The following is a 17,209-nucleotide window of genomic DNA, read 5'->3' on the forward strand; positions in this document are numbered from 1 at the left end:
ATGATGCGTTTTTTTATTATCGATGACGATCCGGCCGTACGTTCCATGCTGGAGCATATTATCGAGGATGAGGATTTGGGAACTATCGTAGGTGAGGCCCCAGATGGGGCGCACATTGACAGCGATCTACTTGCCCTCAAACAAGTAGATATCGTTCTTATCGATTTATTGATGCCTGATCGTGACGGCATAGAAACCGTTCGTGAGATTTCCGGTAATTTCGAAGGTAAAATCATCATGATTTCTCAAGTAGAGTCGAAGGAAATGATTGGGTTGGCTTATTCCTGCGGAATTGAATATTACATCACGAAACCGATCAACCGATTGGAATTGATCGCCGTTATTCGTAAGGTTTCTGAGCTGCTTAGGCTGCATCAATCCATAAGAAACATTCAGAAATCACTAAGTGCCATTGGCATTAACAGCGCCCTTACGGAGAAAGATCCGTCATCCAGCGCAAAAACGATAGTAACAAGCGGGAATTATGTCTTATCCGACCTTGGGTTAATTGGCGAGTCCGGCTGCAAGGACTTATTGGAGATGCTTGATTATTTGTATCGTACTGATATGAATCAACCTTTGGAGCTTAACTTTCCGCCGCTTCATGAAATTTTTCAAAAAGTCGCAGAAAAAAAATTAGCCCCCTCAGCCTCTGACAGCGATTTGAGAAAAGAAGTCAAGGCAGCCGAGCAGCGGGTACGACGGACCGTGAACCAAGCATTAACAAACCTAGCCTCCCTTGGATTGCTAGATTATTCGAATCCGAAGTTTGAGGAATACTCGAATAAATTTTTTGACCTAAGCGATGTCCGCAAAAGAATGAGGGAACTGGAGAACAAGGAAGATGAGTCTCAAAGTATAATCCGACAAAACACAAAAAAGTTTATTCAGGTGCTCTATTTGGAAGCCAAAAAATTGATTAGCCAGTTGTGAGTAAGTTCCGTATCATTTGACCCGGAATATTCAATCAGGGATTCAGCCGTCGATCGCAAAAAAAAATGGCAGAGCAAGGAATAAACCTCGCACCACCATTTTCTACTTTTCTAACATAAAGGAGCCGCACTATACTCGGTAGTTGTCGCTTCTCCAGCTCCTGATCGACTTCTTAATAGCGTCAGGTGACAACTGCTCCGCGGCAGCCTTCTTACAAAGTGTAGGAAACTCCTCATCGGAAGCAAAACGTAGAGCCGCAATTTGCCCTATCGTGAGCTTGGCATCCAGCAGCTTCTGGGTCAACACATAGTGCCTGAGATTCTCTTCTGCCCGTATCGCGCGATCCTGCGCTTTTAACGGATAGGACCGTACAAGCAGGAATACAATGACTAAAATGATAGAAATGAGCAGAAAAATAACCGCGGGCAGCACGTCTGCCCCGGATTGCACTGACCTAACGAGCTGAGTAAGTGATAAGATCACTAATCCCAGCGCCAGCACACTGTAAACAAAGTGAAACAGCGGATGCATTCTACGATGATTCGCATAGTTTTGATGACCGTTACTCATAGTTTCTCCACGATTTCATCGATCTCACTTTTTAATAATAGGTAGCGATGAACACTTCTCATAATTGGCACTTTGGTTAACTTGTTTTTGTCCACATAGAGTTTCATCTGATCTTTAGAAAGACCTAATGATTCTCCTGCTTCCATAACGGTTAGTACTTCTTCATTACTTGTAGCGTTGAACGTTGACTTCACTTTTTGATTCCAGTCTTCAAAAGTATTCATTTACTCGCACCCTTCTAATTCCGTTACATTGATTATACCACAGAAATTAAAAGAGGCATCATCCAATTAGCGGATACTACTTCACGTCCTCATCATTTAAAAGCTCCAGCAGCGCTTGTGGCAGAGCAAATTGCTGGTTGTTAATGATAATTCGATTCAACTTATCGTCCATTGTTTCTGATTGCTCTTCTTTAATAACTTCAATTTCGGCATGCAAGCGTTCCATTTGCAGATCCAAGGCTGACGCGGCTGCAGCCGCTTGTTTTAATTCATCCAGAAGCCGCGCGGGTACAGCTTGATTGCCTTGATTGAATTTATAATAGATTTTATGCTCCAAACTTGCCCAAAAGTCCATCGCAATCGTTCGAATCTGAACTTCGATGCATACACTTTCTAGTCGATCCGATAGATGTACAGGCACTTCGATGATCAGATGAAGACTTTGGTAGCCATTAGGCTTCGGGTTCTTAATATAATCCTTCTCATCCAGTACTTTAAGGTCGCTTTGACTCTTCAGCATCTGGCTTATGACATAAATATCAGAGACAAACGAACATGTAATCCGCATACCTGCAATGTCCTTAATACTCTCCTTAATCCCTGAGAACGAGAGAGCTCCTCCCTTTCTATTGAGCTTGTGAAAGATACTTTCCGGAGACTTCAAGCGCGACTTAGTATGTTCAATCGGATTATATTCATGCAGCATTTCGAATTCCTGCACGAGAATTTCAATTCTGGTCTCTATCTCATCCAGTGCGAACTTATACGTCATCATAAATCGTGTCAGTTCGTTCTTGAATCTTTTTAAATCATTGATCGAAAGTTGATTCATCATGGTTGTTTCCATCCTTTGGTCGTGGTTATTTTACCAGTCCTAGCTAGTTTAATTCACATGTATCACTCGGCGCAAATTTGGTGTTCTTATTGACATCTTCCGTGGCGTCTTGGTATAGTACTCCTATCATATTCGAGTGAATACTTACGACGGAAGCACCCGTAAGATAAGGCCGATGGCCTTTCTTGCAGGTGCTTTTTTTGTTGTATTCATATCCCATTTTCAAAATTGAAGGAGGTTTTCTATTGAAAAATTTCACTGCTTTGCTCACCGCTTTAGCCCTCGCCTCGGCCATTCCAGCAGAATTGGCTTCAGCCGCTTCATTCGAAATCACAACCACGATTCAATCCTCTCTCGACAAAACGATTGCCGACGCGACTCAAACACAAGCTAATCGAATCAATGCACTTTACACCGAATTCCTCACCCTTCAGAAACAAGAACAGGACTGGGACGCCAAGATCAATACGCTGCATAGCAGAAATAAGGATACATCAGCTGAGCTGGGCAAACAGGCCAAAGATATCGATTCCGCCAAATTGGCGAAATTGGAGGAGGAGATCACACGAACGAGAGCTCGGCATCAGCCCTTATTATCTCAATACGCCGCGCTAAACAAACAGATCGAAGCCGCCCGATCACTGAAAAGCAAAAGCTTGGGCGCCCTGCTAAGATTCCAAGCTGCTGCTATGAAAATCCCCGTACAACTAGCTCGTATCGACATCAGTGCCAAGGTAAAAGCTTCCCAAGCTGCTAAAGACAAAGCATCCAAGGCGACCAAAAAAATCCGCAGCAGCCTGAATGACATTGACCCCATAAACGTACAGATCAAAGCTAAGCAAGGTGCTATCAAAACGATCCAAAACAGCCTCTCCCCGATATGGACCGCATTTAAACAAGGAGCAAAAAAAGAAGATTCGAATGCTGTTCAAAGCTCACTCACCTCCATGATTTCTCTATCCCGTCAAATGAATGCAGAAAAAGAAAGCATCTTTAAGCTTGAAACGAAGGTAAGTGAGGCACTCGCAGGGATTAAGGCTCAAATCCCGTAGGGTCTGAGGTCAATATTAAGCCAATAAAAACATTTTAGTGCGCCTTGCAGTATATAGAGATTCGAAAGACCGTAGTATATAATAAATATAAAATTCGATACTTAGTATAAAGACCAAGAGAATGGAGGAATCGTCATCAAGAAAGTAAATAAAGTTGCTCTCCCCACAGGGATTAGTCCTGATTTTCTTTGAAGAGTACGACGAAACCTTGAAAGGTTTAAAAGATAGATAATGAACACAATCACTATTGACCACCCAAGAAGATTCTCTCGATGTCGTAGCTGAGATAATTAGGAGACATTCAGTACTCTTTGACTAATGAAGCTTGTCCCAAGCCCAACTCCATCCCTGCGGGCGCAACGAATGGCAGCAATCCTGATCAAGCAGCTAATTCAGTCGTGATATCGGGTGGTTTCAACACAGATCCGCAAGACCATGGCAGGCCTGTCGTACTCATTGCCGCGGCCCTTGGGGTACCCACTGAGGTCTTTAGAGAAGCATTTCGCGGCGTAACTCCTGCAGGACTGGATAGTGGCCCAAGCTCCGAACAAGCTCAGAAAAACAAATCAGCTCTCCTTAAAGTTCTGGCTCCCTATGGAATCACGAATGAACGCTTAGATGAGGTGTCCAACTATTACCGTTATAACGGAAGAAAAAGTGAGACATGGCAAAAAACGCAAGCTACAGCAACCGCAATAGTTACGAATGGTATTGTGACTGGTGTAACCATTACAAATCCAGGAGCAGGGTATTCTTCCAATCCGACAATAACCGTAACGGGACCAAACGGTACATTCACTGCGACAGCTACGTTAGCCTACACGAAAGACTTTAAAACAAACGGAAGTATTTCTGCTATCACTATCAACTAATTTTGCATAAACTTTCCTCGCTTTAACACCGGTACAAATCAAAAAGCACCCTCTCAGGTGCTTTTTGTGCTTATACTAGCAAAGTACTGCTTAACGCTTCCTAAACTACCTTGCTAAGGCTTAAGCCTTAAGGCTTGAAATACGGGGGTGCTTTTAACCACCCTTTTCTCATTAATAAATCTTTTAACGTTATCGCGTATGTAAACTTCTTCATCTGAAATTTGGCGAACATTGCCGCTACATCCGGCCGTACTGCCTCTGTCATGCCCCGGCAAGCATAATTTATACCCAGTACAATATTGAAGCTGAGAAGACTCGCTATTTCCTCATCAGACAGTTTGGATCCCTCCGGAATATTCCGAAAATCGCCAATCGGTTTATCCGGCAATGCCTCGGGCAGCGGGACGCCTTCTGCTTTTAAAAACTCAGTTAGCTCTGCAAAAATTGGACCATGAACATCGTTAATGACTTCTTTCAGCTTCTCCTTAAGTTCAAGATCCTCTACAATATTAAAAGACACCTTTTCACCGCGCATTGTTTGATCCGTTGCAGTCAAATAAAACCACAGATTCATGACTTCTCCGACGTTTAAAGGCGGCTTTTCACCATCGAGAAACGGCTTAATCGCATCATTGAGTACTTCCATGATATTCATGTTCGCAGCTCCTTTTTGCTAGTTAGCGTTCCCTTCTGCCTGGTTTTTATTTCATGCTTTTATTTGAATCATAACGAGTGCTGCGCTAATGCCGTGTGTAGTCCACCGTTTTAATCAGAAATTAATCAAAGTTCGGACATTTTTCCCGGTTCATGATTCCGCTATGCTTTGATAAAAAAACACTATCCAAATCCCGTAGGAATAGATAGTGTCTTATTAGGAAGATATACTCCCTCCGCTTTCGCTTAGGTCTAGATTTCAACAGATTTTCCACCTACAGAGGAAAGCCTGCTATCTCTTTTCTTTAAAGTCCCTATCACAATACCAACCGTGGTAAGAATAAAGGCCACAACGTGAATCCAACCAATTTTTTCATCCAAAAAAATAATGCCCCCAACCATACTGGCAAAAGGCAGCCCGTTTAGAAACATAGCTGTTTTGTTGGCACCTAGAAATTTAATACCATGATTCCACCCTAATGTACCCAGTGAAGATGCTACCCAAGCTGACATCAACATAACGGCCCAAGCCATGGCTGGCAAATGAATCTGAGCATACGACGAAGGCCCCAAGAAAGTCACTGTACCCAGATTTAACATGACTCCCCCAATTAGTGTGGAATAAGTAGTGACAACTAAAGTTGGCATGGACGTTGCCGACAACTTCTTGATGAACAATGCACCAACAACATAAGCCAACATGGATAGAAGCATGATGACATCTCCCCATCCAGATAAACCAACCGAACTATCTGCCGATTTGGAAGTTACGACCAAAACGACCCCCGAGAATCCAAACAGAATACCGACGCCTAATCTCATACTGAATTTTTCCCCAATGAAAATGGATGCAAGCAGAGCGGTAGATAACGGATTTAATCCTAATATCAGCGATGCATTTGTAGCTGTAGTTGTAACTACCCCGTAAGCTAAAAACAACTGATGAAAGAAGATCGATGTTAGTCCTATAAGAAAAAGAAGTCCCCACTGCTTTGCATTTGGTTTATAGAATCCATACTTTTTAAATGCAAACGGAAGCAACACAATTCCAGCGAGCGGTATCCTAATTGCGGCTACAAGCATGGGCGAGATAAACTGTGTAAGGTATTTAACCATTACAATATTTAAACCCCACGAAATGACCACCATAGCTAAGATGAAATAAATGGTTTTCTCTGACTTTACCAAGTTGATGCACGCCTACTCTCTATCGATTTTTGACTAATATAATCTTATTACACCACAAAAAGACACCTAAGACGGTGTCTTCTAGTACCTATCATCTTACTACACTCTTTGCTTCCATTCTAATAGATCATTTAGTAACTATACTTGTTTCCTACTAGCGTGCAATTCATAGTTGCTTCTATGAAACTTTTTAACCATATCTTTATAACAATTATTTTCTTGTTCACTCAAACCAAACTGATTATCTTTTATAATTAGATTTCCAATGATACGTTTCAAAATTTCGCTCCTGCGTCCTAACATCTCTGTATGATTCAATCCCACCAACTCCTTGCTTATTTTCATTTCGCATCGGTCCTATTAAGTATAACAAATAGCATTTTGGGTGAAAAACCGTCTATGGATACCTAAAGCCAAGTATTCCGCCCTAAGAATGGATTAGACTTAACCAAGGCTATGTATTCGAAAACATCCTGCCCTATCCTCCCAATTAAGTACCTCCACAATATTAAGATCCCACATACTCTGAAAGAGTGGCAAAAAACAGCTCCAACCACTTGGTGGCCGAGCTGCTTATTAGATTTACATATCTGTGCATAGACGAGCTAAATGAATCATATTTATCAAAGAGAATTCCCTGGAAGGATGCGATTTACTACGTATGGAACACCTTTTACCACTTGAAATAGAACGTATTTTACAGTTTTGCATCGTCTTTTTTTGGACAATCGCTTATATATGGGTCATTTATAAAGGGTTCCGAGATCAAACCTGTGGAATGCCAATAGTCGCCCTATGTGCCAATATTACTTGGGAATTTCTCTTTTCCCTCATCATGCCTTACCACCCGCTCCAGCAAATCGTAACCCTACTATGGTTTTTATTAGACTGTATCATCCTGTTTCAATTTTTCTATTACTCAAAAAGTTTATCTCCAAAATGGCCAATAAAACCTATAGTCCTCTCCTTAATTGTCATTGCTTTGCTGCTGCACTACGGAATGGCTGTCGAATTTCATGATCCTGAGGGCAAGTATTCCGCATTTGGAATCAATCTCATGATGTCCATCCTATTTATAAGAATGTTGCTGAAACAAGATCTGTACGGCCAATCTATCTTCATCGCATACTCTAAAATGGTGGGTTCCCTGTGCGCATCGATTTGGTGCTATTCCCTGAACCCGAACTCAATCTTGTTAAATATGCTGTACATTCTTATATTTATTCTAGACGTCGTTTACATCCTGTTGGTTTATAGCAAGTCAGTAAAGATCATACATAGATCCACAATAACTCATCGTTCCCTCTATTAAGGGGCAATAATCTTCAATGATTTTTCGTTGTTGTCATATTGATCGACTGCCTGCTCGCGGATCAGTAGAGGGACCGGATCCATCCAGTACGAATCTCGCATCCTTTTTCATGTCATCCTGGCTCATTCGCGCTGTCCGAAGATCTTCTCCTATTGATACATAAGCTAAGACGAGAACATCATCCGAAGCATCACGCGGGTCTTTTCCCGCACGAATCTTGGCTATTTGCTTAGGTGAAATGCCACTGCGTGTATCTAAAATAACCAATCGATATTTCTGCCTTGCCTGATCAATTAACGCATCTGTCCATTTGCCATAATAGATCAAATAATCCTGAAAGTGATTACGAATGGTCTCCCGCGATTCAAAGCGTAATCGATTAAGATCAGAACTCGTTGTATGCCCATCTTTATCGGTGGTTGTTAAACGGAGGTCCACCCATTGATCTGCCTTTATCGCATCTTTTTCCTTATCCCATGAAACAGTAAACTCACTTTCTCCTTCTTTGCCTTCAAAAGAAGAATTTCCATCTAACGTGCCCTTACGATACTCAGTTGAACCTTCCGGTTTAATCAGTAAATCGACAACATAACTTGCTGCTTTATTAGAGCTATAAGTAAAAGTTAAGGAAATTTGCGAGGCATCCACATGGGTTGGAGTCCATAGGTCTATTTTTGTTCTCGTTAGTTACGTCAATGGACTGCGTTTGTTCACAAGCACTAAGTGCAACCACACAACTGGCTAATGTAATTAAAAAATATAAAAACGTTAATGACTTCATTCTCATGTCAACCACTCCGTCATCCTCGATGATATTTCCATAATAATCCTAATTATTTAAATGTATCATACCGGGATACGACGAGTCTCTTTATTTCCTCAATCGGTAGAGATATGAAGGTGTTGAGAAGGTTGAAATATGGAGGGGGCGTCTCATAGAAATGAAAGAAAAGCACCCTCGTCGGGTGCTTCTTCATTTTGTGTGCGGGTGAGCCGTAGCTGTACAGATCCATGACCCCTCTCCCTTTTTGTAAACAAATTATTTACTTAGTGATAATACTCCAATTACATATGAACCCTACAATTGAGTTATCTTATTGTGGTGGAGGCATCGAAATATGAAAGCCAAAATAATTCTTGCATTTGCCTGTATGTTAACCCTATCTGCTTTAGGTGTCAGTGCATCAGAGAGTCATATTGTTCGTCCGTACTCACCAGAACTTTATAGCTCAACCGAACAATTTGAATATGAATTTGAGTGGCAAAATGGTAAAATCATAGCTAATCCTTAGCATTTCAAGTGCCGGTTTCCCCTCATAACGTAATCCAGAATCTCCTAACCATAATTCCATCATCTTCGATAAACTCTGATTCAAAGGTGCCACCCTGCTTGAGAATCGTCTTCTCAGAACCAACGTTGCCTTTATCGCATACCACTAGTACTTTATCCAAGCCCATCTCTTTCACTATTTGTAATGTCTGATATAGCAAGGCACTCGCATACCCTCTTCGTCTAAAGGAGGGCCGTATTCCATAGCCAATATGACCACCGCAATTTAGAAGCTTTTGGTTCAATCGGTGACGAATGTTTACAGCCCCCACTAGAAAGTTATCTTCATTTAATAACCAGTAGGTTGAATGGGGAACCCAATTAGAAGTGACTAATTTCTCTTCGCTGTCTTCCGAATAGAGAAATTCTAGCATTGCATGGAAATCGCTAGGATCTTTTTCAACAACCCAAGGCACTATATCTTCACCACTGCTGATCCAATCTTGATAGAACGATAAATACTGATCTCGGAATTCCATAGAAGGTTTAATTAGTCGGACCTTGTTCATTCGATTCAACTCCTGCCTGTTAAACTGGTCTATTTTAGAAGCAAAAGAGACACTTGTACAGTGTCTCTTCACATGTTATAGGTGGAGGCGACTATTACATTTCTCATTCTCTTACCATTCAAGAAGCTATATCTTAGTCACAGCAACTTTGTGATTATTTTCTCTATCGGATTTCAAAGAATACATATCTTGATCTGCCGCATGAAGTAAATCATCTAATGCTTGCCCCTCATCGGGATACGAAGCCGTTCCAATAGAAACGGAAATATCTAAATTGAACTCTTTAGAGGCTAACTTTAGTTCGTTCTGAATACGATTAATCATCATCGCCCTTTGGCAAGCATCAGAAAAAGTGGAAAGAATCAAAAATTCATCTCCTGCCCAACGAGCAGTTATATCCCTTTTTTCTGAATGGAGTATTAGTACGTTTGCAATCCGTTGCAGTACCTGATCACCGATTTTATGCCCACGGGTGTCGTTGATTATTTTAAAGTTATCCACGTCAATAAAATATAAAATCAACTTTTCCTGTTTTCGATCCACCGAAGCGATGAGCTTAGGAAAGGTTTCCAATATGAATCTCCTGTTATACAGTGTGGTCAGACTATCTTTTTCCGAAAGGAACTTCAATTTATCATACTGTGTTCCTAGCAACCAGCTTGCAAACACAATAAAAATACCAATTATGGGAAACTGAAGAGAGGGATAGTTATAGTAAAGAGTACCATACATTCTTATGGCTACTATTAATATTAAAACGACCGATATAATAACGATTCTTCCTGAATATTTCATCCTAAATCACCATTATTCAAATGTGTCTAAAATCAGGTTCGTTTCACGCCAACCAATTTTGCTAGCCTTTATAGCTTCTATAGTGACACACTTGTTCTATGCATTTCAAGCAATATTTGGTTCTCTACTAATCTCAATGAATATAACCAAACTAATTCCATTCATATTCCATGGAACTTCTTAGATTCAAGCTTCATCACTTTTTTGCTGTTGATTAGATTCACCTGGAGCCGGTTTAAGTTGGGCTTGTTCCGGGTTAGGCGGCTTTACATAATGGGTGGAATAGTGTCGTTCAACTTGAGAGTCACCTGATTTCGAGAAACGCAGCTGACTTTTCGCCCCTTTTCCCCAGGACATATAAGCGGTATATGATTCCTTAAGGTTCAACTCCTTGCCGTTTTCCGGAATTCTTTCATGATGAAGCTAAATTGACCCAAATTCCCGTTAAGGACCCTCTCGAGGTAGGGAACCCTTCGGAATCGCCATTCCTCTACAAGCTTTGGAGAGATCTTCTCCATCTTCAAGAACAAATCCAGTGGGCTCGCATACCCTTTTTCCCAGATCAATTGATGCACCGTATGACGAACCTTTTTCTGTAATTCTTGTCTATTCAAAACGAACTACGCCCTTTCATTGTGAAAAAGGATGATTATTTTTGTGCTTTTCGTTCAATTCATTGTAATCTAGTTCATAGCGATTCATCCACGTTTGGATTTCTTCTTCTGCAAGCTTTTTCTCGAACTGGTTCCACTCGTCCCAAATATCCAATTCATAAAGCGTATCATTAAACCTTCTAAAAGGTTTATTACCATCAAGAGCATCAAATAATTTATCTTCAGGATCGGATTCGGTACGCTGAGCAAATTTTGTCATCACATAAAATGCCTCATTTGAATCAATCTTTGGAATGTCGATATAACGTTCTTCGTTTTCCTCATCATCCCAATCGATGCCCGGTTCCCCTGTATATGCTTCATCCATATCCAGAATGACTTGTCCTGTATGCAGATCCAAATAGTAAGGGTGCTCAAAGTTGTTATCCAAATAAGCATCAATAAGCTCGTCTAATAGATTCATTTCGATAAACCTCGCTTGAATTTTATGATCCCATTTTATCAGAATCATGTCCGAGTGAACAAGATTATGCCGATATCATGACTTAATCTTTTGCAGTTCATCCATGAAAGCAGGTCTATTCGGATAAACAAGACGAAACTGCTGTATTAACTTTTCCGCATGAACCGATCCATTGGCTTTGATCAGTTGACGGATAATTTGACACACCTTCTGATACGCTTTTCGATTGGTTGCTCGAGCTGCTTCCTCCACAATGTGTTGGACAAACAATCCAAACACTTCTTCTTCGTACTCACCTACCAGATGCATATAGAAGTCCACTACATAGCTTTTATGCGTTTGGACATAATTCAGCAGTCTCCGTGTCTCTTTCTCTTCTATAAGTAATTGGGTGTATAAAGAATTTACACGCCAATCTCCTCTCTGATTATTTTCCAGATTACTTAAAATCCTCTCATAGACAGATGACCATTCATCTTTGCTAAATAATTCTTTTAATTGCGCATAATAGGAATACTCACCCGATACTAGAAATTCCTCCGCCAGCTTTTTTTGATGTTCAACTTGGTGTGTAAGCTGATATATTTCATAGCGATACCTTTTCCACTGATTAACCAGACCCGGATAACCTTTACTTGTATCATGACGCTCGCCTTCCTCGGCTAACTGCAATGCCTTATCATTTTGCTGATGTTCCATAGCAGTAACAATCGCCATTTTACGAAAAGCGGTAAAGTCGAGATGATCTTCTACAAATTTCGTTGCTTGTTCATCACCATCAAACTTCTGAATCATTTGATACCGGAGCCTAGCAACATTTTCGGCAAAATACAATCCGTATGAGGAATTTGGTTTCTCCTTCTCTTCTAATTTCTTTACTTGCTGCTCCCACTCTGTCCTCTCCTTATCATTCTTTAACAAACATGCACCACTTTCTAAAAGAGATAATTGCCACTCACTCCATCCTTCGAGGTTCGGATGAAACGTCTCCTTGAGAAGCAGCTGCAACATGGCAGGTCTATCAATTTCGGAATTACTTTCGAGATCACAAGCTGCATCATGAACTAAATCCAAACACTGCTTAATCATCCCACCTACAATGCCATCAGAATCATCACATGACCGAAGCAATTCCCCCATCTCATGCAAAATGCAAAAGCTTATTTTAACAGCAGACAGGCGCTGTCCTTTTTCCAATTCTTCCTCGGCTTTTTCCATAACAAGTTCAGCACCTGCTACAGCAGAGGACACATTGCGATAAGGCACAAAACCATGTCGATCGGAGTTCCGCTTCACATAGGATTGAATCATTTTTTTATATTGGGCTAACCCCTCGTCACTGCTGGAGTCATGAAATTTCAGAGTAAGCAAATGGTCTACTTCCTTAATCTCTTTCGAAAAATGGACAAGTAACGCAACCAGCTCCTCTTTACTAAGCTTAGACAGTTCGTCAGATAACTTCACTTTACGTGAGGGCTTAGATTTAGAAGGATCCGAGGCTGTTTCCCTATGAGATAGCTCGTCTCTAATTTCCAAAAGCACAGCAGCCACGTGCTTACATATTGCCCCCATGTCGTAAGGGCAGTCACACTCTGTATATACCACTTCGCCGCGGGAGCCAAGCTGAACCTCCACATCGTAAAGCTCATTCCCATCAACTTCAGCTCGGTACAACCCTGGCCCCACCTCTTCAATGGATAGAATATGACCGTTCTCCCGATACCCTTCCCCACGCTCAAGAATGATAGCATCTATGCTATTCTCAATTTCTTTCAATTTCATCTATGTATCCCTGCTTTCTTAACTATATGATGTATCTTGAATGTTAAATGATTTGAGCCGTTCATGCTTTCATTTTCTCAAATTTGTCTCTTCTTGCCTACTATTGCTTTTCTCAAATCAACAATAAAGATACATTCCTAATAAGCCCAAACCTTATTCGAGCCCTAAAGGATGTTAGACTATACCGTGCTAAACTCATTGAATATATTGTTATTATTTTATCTTCTAATTTAAGGGTTTTCTAAAAAAATGGTCGGGGGAGATCACATTGGCTATCCGCTACAGTATCATCATTCCAACCTTTAATAGAGCCCAGCAGCTTTTGCTCACGCTCGTTTCATTTGAAACACAAACTTATCCGAAGCATCAATTCGAAGTGATTGTAGCTGATGACGGTTCTACAGATGGAACGAAGGCAATGGTCGAAGGCTTCCAAGCATCCTACCCCCTTATCTATGTATCCCATCAGGAACAACGCGGTCGATCTGCCATTAGAAACTTGGGGCTGCGCCATGCGAAGGGGTTATACATCATCTTCTGTGATGCTGACTTTTTGGTTTTACCTGAATTCATTAGAATTGTGAGCCGTTATCACCGCAAATATCCCAGAGCCGTGCTTGCAGGCATTCCTCACTCGTGGGATGATGCTTATACCCATTATTACCCTGACTTTTCCCCTGAGGAAAAAAAACATTTTCGCAACAGAGTTACACAATCCAACTTATGGAATGAGGACTTTGAAGCAGCGAATGAAATTATTCCGCTAATAACGCCAGAAGATATCCTTCATCAAACGGATGCCTTGTCAAAAGTTGTTATCCCCACAAGAGTACCTCCAAATGTGAAAAAAGCAATTTGCCAAAACGGATGTTGCTCCTTGGATGTTACTAGTTACTCGTTGTGTGTCGATCAGACGCAGCCAATTGACTCGTATTGGAGGATTCAATGAACGCTTTGTACTCTATGGACTCGAAGACTGGGACCTTGGTTACAGGCTGCATCAATTGAAGATCCCTTTTCATTGCATCAAAGAGGTTGTCGGATATCACCAGGAACATCCAAACCACTTTAGAGGAAATATTATAAATACTGAAAATTTGAGAATCATGTTTGAAACCTACGGATTCAATGACCCCTCGTTAAATTTATCTAGTACCTCCATCTGAGGATTTCGAGGCTTACAAAAATACACTAAGGGTATTGCACAGGGGAATCCGATCTAAGTTAACACGTTCGTCAGCACTGTTGTTAAAGAAAACACTGCAAATTTCAGCCAAGCAGTTCTTTCAACAAAATAATACCCGTGAACACAAAAAGTCATTACGATGGATAAAAAAGAAAGCAAAGAACAGCAAAAGTCGAGTCACTACCATTATACGAGAAATGCTGCTGAAGTCTGAAAAGCTGGTAAAGTAACATTACTCGGTTTCCCGGTGTATGCATGATTATGAGTGGGGTTGGTGATAGGTTTTGATTTATACAGCTCTTGGAGATTCCGCTCGCAAGTAGCCACGCATGTTGAAATGAAAAAAAGCACCCTCATCGGGTGCTTCTTCAATCGTTAAACCTTTTCCCCCATCACTGCTGTGCCAAACCAACATTCAAGAAAGCTTTCGTCCGATCAAACTTCGGATTTGTAAAAAGCTGCTGCGGATGGCCGGATTCAACGATTTCTCCTTTATCCATAAACATGACCCGATTAGCTACTTCTCTGGCGAAGCCCATTTCATGGGTCACAACGATCATCGTCATGTGTTCCTCTGCGAGGTTCTTCATCACCTGCATCACCTCTCCCGTCAACTCGGGGTCGAGGGCGGAAGTAGGTTCATCGAACAACAGGATTTCGGGGTTCATCATTAATGCTCGGGCAATCGCGACCCTCTGCTTCTGGCCCCCTGAAAGCTTAGCTGGATAATCCAATGCCTTCTCGGAGAGCCCAACCTTTTCCAACAATTCCAAGCTACGTTTTCGAAATCCGGTCATCGGCTCACCTTTAACGATTCGCGGAGCGAGCTCCAAATTTTCTCTCACTGTAAGATGAGGATACAAATTAAAGTGTTGGAACACCATCCCCATCTTGGAGGTGATCCGTTTGATTCCAGAGGGCTTGGCATAGATCCCATCTTTGACCAAAACCTCATCTGTTATGTGAATTGTGCCGCTATTAATCTGCTCAAGATGAATAAGACTTCGGAGCATCGTACTTTTGCCGGAACCCGAAGGACCAATGACTGCAACAACATCTTTCTTTTCCACTTGAAACGTCATTTGCTTCAACACGTTCAACTCGCCATATGACTTACTGAGGTTAGCTACTTCAATGATTGCCACACGCGCCATCCCTTTTATTCAAATTTAAATCTTCGCTCCAGCCATTTAAAAAACGCAGTTAGCAGTAGTGTCATGACCAAATAAATAATGCCCGCGATAAAGAAAGGCATGATGGAGAAGTCACGATTGACCGCCGTCTGGGCAAAATGAAGCAACTCCGGAACTGCAACAGCATAAAGCAGCGCGGTATCTTTAATCAGCGTAATCGACTCATTGGATACTGCAGGCAAGACGACTCGAAACATTTGAGGCAGTATGATTCGCAGCATAGTCTGCCACTTGCTAAAGCCAAGCACCTGCGAAGCCTCATACTGGCCTTTATCAATCGCAAGCAAACCTCCTCTAAAAATTTCAGCAAAGTAAGCCGCATAGTTCAGAATAAAACCTAAACAGGCAGCGGTAAATCGGTCCAGCACCAGATATTGTCCGACACCCGGCAGCATGGGAAGTCCGAAGCAAATCACGAGCAATTGCAGCAAGAGCGGCGTTCCGCGCATGATATAAATATACGTATTAGCGAGCCCCGCAATGGGTCTGTTACTGCTTTTCACCGCCAATGTAAGGACAAAACCCAAAGGGATGGACACCACAATGGCAATTAAAAACAAAAGGACCGTCATTTGGGCCCCTTCCAGCATAGGGATGACCATTGAAGTGAAATAATCAGTTGACATCAAAAAATACCTCCAAAAACAAAAACGGGATTTCCCAAAAGAAATCCGATTTTGACTTATCTTCCTCGATTACGTTTACTTCAATACTTTATCTTCACCAAACCACTTTTGCGAAATTTTAGCAGCGGTGCCGTCTTGGTTCATCTCGTCAAGCGCTTTTTGCAGCTTTTGAAGCAGTGCCTCGTTGCCTTTCTTCACGCCAATCCCGTATTCTTCAGGAGCTAGCGATTCACCAATCAGCTTGAAGCTTCCTTTTTCTTTGGACATGTAGTACTTAATGACAACTTCATCGATGATCACCGCGTCGATGCGGCCAATCTTCAAATCGTTTAGCGCTAGAACATTATCAGAATACTCCGTAACGGTCTTGACTTTGGATTTTAACGGACTCTCGTTCAATGCGTCTGCTGCCGAGGAGAGGGATTGAAGCCCTACAACTTTACCAGTCAGATCATCCAGCTTGGCGAAATTGGATTTTGCCAGCGTGACAGCCACCTGCGCATTTTTCAAATAAGGTTTGGTAAAAAGAACTTTGCCTTTACGCTCGTCCGTAATCGTATATCCGTTCCAAATGAGATCAATCCTGCCGCTGTTCAGCTCTGATTCTTTGGTTGTCCAGTCAATCGGTTGAAAAACTGCAGTTGTTCCCATTTTCTCAACAGCTGCTTTCGCATAATCGATATCAAAACCGACGATTTCATTCTTCTCATCTCTGAATCCCATCGGCGCAAATTTATCATCAATGCCGATCACTACCTTTTTCGCGTCACCTGCGTTACCTTTTGAACTCGAACATCCTGTAATTAGAGAAATTGCCGCCGTGATTACTAATGCCATCGTAGCCAATCGTTTCATAAATTCCAACTCCACCTTTAACATTTGTATCAATGACTTTAGCACGTTACCACTTTATCAAGAACTACATGATATCATAATTTCTCAGAAAATGTCGATACAGTTATTGGCAGATGTTCTTCTGCACTTCAGTCCGCGCGGACTGAACCCCCGAGGGGTTCTTCTCTCGAAACCCATTCAAATGAAAAAAGCACCCTCATCGGGTGCTTCTTCATT

20 protein-coding genes and 1 pseudogene are annotated in these 17,209 nt (G+C 41.6%); 6 read left to right on the forward strand and 15 right to left on the reverse strand.

Features of this window, described 5'->3' with window-relative positions; translation table 11 throughout:
- Positions 1 to 3 precede the first annotated feature (3 nt).
- Positions 4 to 933 carry a DNA-binding domain-containing protein gene (locus tag GC098_RS00505; RefSeq protein ID WP_171639996.1) on the forward strand — a complete coding sequence of 310 codons (930 nt, stop codon included), beginning with the start codon at positions 4 to 6 and terminating at the stop codon, positions 931 to 933.
- A gap of 129 nt (positions 934 to 1,062) precedes the next feature.
- Here the strand turns inward: GC098_RS00505 and GC098_RS00510 are convergent, their stop codons facing one another.
- The 3 genes from GC098_RS00510 to GC098_RS00520 form a co-directional block, all read right to left on the reverse strand.
- A complete protein-coding gene (locus GC098_RS00510) occupies positions 1,063 to 1,503 on the reverse strand; it encodes a DUF6526 family protein (RefSeq protein ID WP_171639958.1) in 441 nt (146 codons plus the stop codon).
- Positions 1,500 to 1,727: a hypothetical protein gene (locus tag GC098_RS00515; protein ID WP_060646304.1), complete on the reverse strand. Its 228-nt coding sequence runs from the start codon at positions 1,725 to 1,727 to the stop codon at positions 1,500 to 1,502. Before GC098_RS00515 ends, GC098_RS00510 begins: the two co-directional genes overlap by 4 nt.
- Before the next feature lie 76 nt (positions 1,728 to 1,803).
- Complete coding sequence (locus GC098_RS00520) at positions 1,804 to 2,559, reverse strand: GTP pyrophosphokinase (protein ID WP_171639998.1); 756 nt, start codon at positions 2,557 to 2,559, stop codon at positions 1,804 to 1,806.
- Positions 2,560 to 2,807: 248 nt separating this feature from the next.
- Between GC098_RS00520 and GC098_RS00525 the strand changes: the two genes are divergently transcribed.
- Complete coding sequence (locus tag GC098_RS00525) at positions 2,808 to 3,614, forward strand: hypothetical protein (RefSeq protein ID WP_171639960.1); 807 nt, start codon at positions 2,808 to 2,810, stop codon at positions 3,612 to 3,614.
- A 311-nt stretch (positions 3,615 to 3,925) separates the two neighbouring features.
- Positions 3,926 to 4,486, forward strand: a complete 561-nt coding sequence (locus GC098_RS00530) for a hypothetical protein (RefSeq protein WP_171639962.1) — start codon at positions 3,926 to 3,928, stop codon at positions 4,484 to 4,486.
- A gap of 127 nt (positions 4,487 to 4,613) precedes the next feature.
- Here the strand turns inward: GC098_RS00530 and GC098_RS00535 are convergent, their stop codons facing one another.
- The 3 genes from GC098_RS00535 to GC098_RS00545 all read right to left on the reverse strand — a co-directional run bounded on the left by GC098_RS00535 (position 4,614) and on the right by GC098_RS00545 (position 6,646).
- Positions 4,614 to 5,141 (reverse strand): DUF3231 family protein, encoded by a 528-nt coding sequence (locus tag GC098_RS00535; protein WP_171639963.1) that lies wholly within the window; start codon positions 5,139 to 5,141, stop codon positions 4,614 to 4,616.
- Positions 5,142 to 5,392: 251 nt separating this feature from the next.
- Positions 5,393 to 6,328: a DMT family transporter gene (locus tag GC098_RS00540; RefSeq protein WP_171639965.1), complete on the reverse strand. Its 936-nt coding sequence runs from the start codon at positions 6,326 to 6,328 to the stop codon at positions 5,393 to 5,395.
- A gap of 138 nt (positions 6,329 to 6,466) precedes the next feature.
- Entirely contained in the window at positions 6,467 to 6,646 is a 180-nt protein-coding gene (locus GC098_RS00545; RefSeq protein WP_171639967.1) for a hypothetical protein, read from the reverse strand.
- 343 nt (positions 6,647 to 6,989) lie between these two features.
- Between GC098_RS00545 and GC098_RS41915 the strand changes: the two genes are divergently transcribed.
- A complete protein-coding gene (locus GC098_RS41915) occupies positions 6,990 to 7,640 on the forward strand; it encodes a transmembrane-type terpene cyclase (protein WP_446686363.1) in 651 nt (216 codons plus the stop codon).
- A gap of 33 nt (positions 7,641 to 7,673) precedes the next feature.
- Here GC098_RS41915 and GC098_RS00550 read toward each other — a convergent pair whose 3' ends face one another.
- Positions 7,674 to 8,288, reverse strand: a complete 615-nt coding sequence (locus GC098_RS00550) for a hypothetical protein (RefSeq protein WP_171639969.1) — start codon at positions 8,286 to 8,288, stop codon at positions 7,674 to 7,676.
- A gap of 470 nt (positions 8,289 to 8,758) precedes the next feature.
- Here GC098_RS00550 and GC098_RS00555 point away from each other — a divergent pair, with 470 nt between their 5' ends.
- A complete protein-coding gene (locus GC098_RS00555; RefSeq protein ID WP_171639971.1) occupies positions 8,759 to 8,932 on the forward strand; it encodes a hypothetical protein in 174 nt (57 codons plus the stop codon).
- 22 nt (positions 8,933 to 8,954) lie between these two features.
- Here the strand turns inward: GC098_RS00555 and GC098_RS00560 are convergent, their stop codons facing one another.
- The 5 genes from GC098_RS00560 to GC098_RS00580 form a co-directional block, all read right to left on the reverse strand.
- A complete protein-coding gene (locus tag GC098_RS00560; protein WP_171639973.1) occupies positions 8,955 to 9,479 on the reverse strand; it encodes a GNAT family N-acetyltransferase in 525 nt (174 codons plus the stop codon).
- A 126-nt stretch (positions 9,480 to 9,605) separates the two neighbouring features.
- Positions 9,606 to 10,274, reverse strand: a complete 669-nt coding sequence (locus tag GC098_RS00565; protein ID WP_171639975.1) for a GGDEF domain-containing protein — start codon at positions 10,272 to 10,274, stop codon at positions 9,606 to 9,608.
- Between the two features lie 186 nt (positions 10,275 to 10,460).
- Positions 10,461 to 10,631 (reverse strand): hypothetical protein, encoded by a 171-nt coding sequence (locus GC098_RS39490; protein WP_216625100.1) that lies wholly within the window; start codon positions 10,629 to 10,631, stop codon positions 10,461 to 10,463.
- A gap of 273 nt (positions 10,632 to 10,904) precedes the next feature.
- The gene (locus GC098_RS00575; RefSeq protein WP_171639976.1) at positions 10,905 to 11,399 is read right to left on the reverse strand and encodes a UPF0158 family protein; all 495 of its coding nucleotides are present in this window, start codon (positions 11,397 to 11,399) and stop codon (positions 10,905 to 10,907) included.
- 27 nt (positions 11,400 to 11,426) lie between these two features.
- Complete coding sequence (locus GC098_RS00580) at positions 11,427 to 13,133, reverse strand: SWIM zinc finger family protein (protein WP_171639978.1); 1,707 nt, start codon at positions 13,131 to 13,133, stop codon at positions 11,427 to 11,429.
- 268 nt (positions 13,134 to 13,401) lie between these two features.
- Here GC098_RS00580 and GC098_RS41080 point away from each other — a divergent pair.
- A pseudogene (locus tag GC098_RS41080) lies at positions 13,402 to 14,549 on the forward strand (glycosyltransferase).
- Between the two features lie 162 nt (positions 14,550 to 14,711).
- Here the strand turns inward: GC098_RS41080 and GC098_RS00590 are convergent.
- From GC098_RS00590 to GC098_RS00600, 3 genes are all read right to left on the reverse strand, one after another.
- Complete coding sequence (locus GC098_RS00590; RefSeq protein WP_312879966.1) at positions 14,712 to 15,464, reverse strand: amino acid ABC transporter ATP-binding protein; 753 nt, start codon at positions 15,462 to 15,464, stop codon at positions 14,712 to 14,714.
- Positions 15,465 to 15,478: 14 nt separating this feature from the next.
- Positions 15,479 to 16,138 (reverse strand): amino acid ABC transporter permease, encoded by a 660-nt coding sequence (locus GC098_RS00595; RefSeq protein ID WP_171639980.1) that lies wholly within the window; start codon positions 16,136 to 16,138, stop codon positions 15,479 to 15,481.
- Positions 16,139 to 16,213: 75 nt separating this feature from the next.
- Positions 16,214 to 16,993 (reverse strand): amino acid ABC transporter substrate-binding protein, encoded by a 780-nt coding sequence (locus tag GC098_RS00600; protein ID WP_171639982.1) that lies wholly within the window; start codon positions 16,991 to 16,993, stop codon positions 16,214 to 16,216.
- Positions 16,994 to 17,209 lie beyond the last annotated feature (216 nt).

Origin of the sequence: Paenibacillus phytorum (assembly GCF_013141715.1) — a bacterium.
Lineage (GTDB): Bacteria > Bacillota > Bacilli > Paenibacillales > NBRC-103111 > Paenibacillus_E > Paenibacillus_E phytorum.

Bases quoted from the DNA above. Each gene is read 5' to 3' on its own strand.
- GC098_RS00505 (WP_171639996.1), top strand. From the start codon at position 4: ATGCGTTTTTTTATTATCGATGACGATCCGGCCGTACGTTCCATGCTG.
- GC098_RS00510 (WP_171639958.1), bottom strand. From the start codon at position 1,503: ATGAGTAACGGTCATCAAAACTATGCGAATCATCGTAGAATGCATCCG.
- GC098_RS00515 (WP_060646304.1), bottom strand. From the start codon at position 1,727: ATGAATACTTTTGAAGACTGGAATCAAAAAGTGAAGTCAACGTTCAAC.
- GC098_RS00520 (WP_171639998.1), bottom strand. From the start codon at position 2,559: ATGAATCAACTTTCGATCAATGATTTAAAAAGATTCAAGAACGAACTG.
- GC098_RS00535 (WP_171639963.1), bottom strand. From the start codon at position 5,141: ATGAATATCATGGAAGTACTCAATGATGCGATTAAGCCGTTTCTCGAT.
- GC098_RS41915 (WP_446686363.1), top strand. From the start codon at position 6,990: ATGGAACACCTTTTACCACTTGAAATAGAACGTATTTTACAGTTTTGC.
- GC098_RS00555 (WP_171639971.1), top strand. From the start codon at position 8,759: ATGAAAGCCAAAATAATTCTTGCATTTGCCTGTATGTTAACCCTATCT.
- GC098_RS00560 (WP_171639973.1), bottom strand. From the start codon at position 9,479: ATGAACAAGGTCCGACTAATTAAACCTTCTATGGAATTCCGAGATCAG.
- GC098_RS00565 (WP_171639975.1), bottom strand. From the start codon at position 10,274: ATGAAATATTCAGGAAGAATCGTTATTATATCGGTCGTTTTAATATTA.
- GC098_RS39490 (WP_216625100.1), bottom strand. From the start codon at position 10,631: ATGTCCTGGGGAAAAGGGGCGAAAAGTCAGCTGCGTTTCTCGAAATCA.
- GC098_RS00575 (WP_171639976.1), bottom strand. From the start codon at position 11,399: ATGATTCTGATAAAATGGGATCATAAAATTCAAGCGAGGTTTATCGAA.
- GC098_RS00580 (WP_171639978.1), bottom strand. From the start codon at position 13,133: ATGAAATTGAAAGAAATTGAGAATAGCATAGATGCTATCATTCTTGAG.
- GC098_RS00595 (WP_171639980.1), bottom strand. From the start codon at position 16,138: ATGTCAACTGATTATTTCACTTCAATGGTCATCCCTATGCTGGAAGGG.
- GC098_RS00600 (WP_171639982.1), bottom strand. From the start codon at position 16,993: ATGAAACGATTGGCTACGATGGCATTAGTAATCACGGCGGCAATTTCT.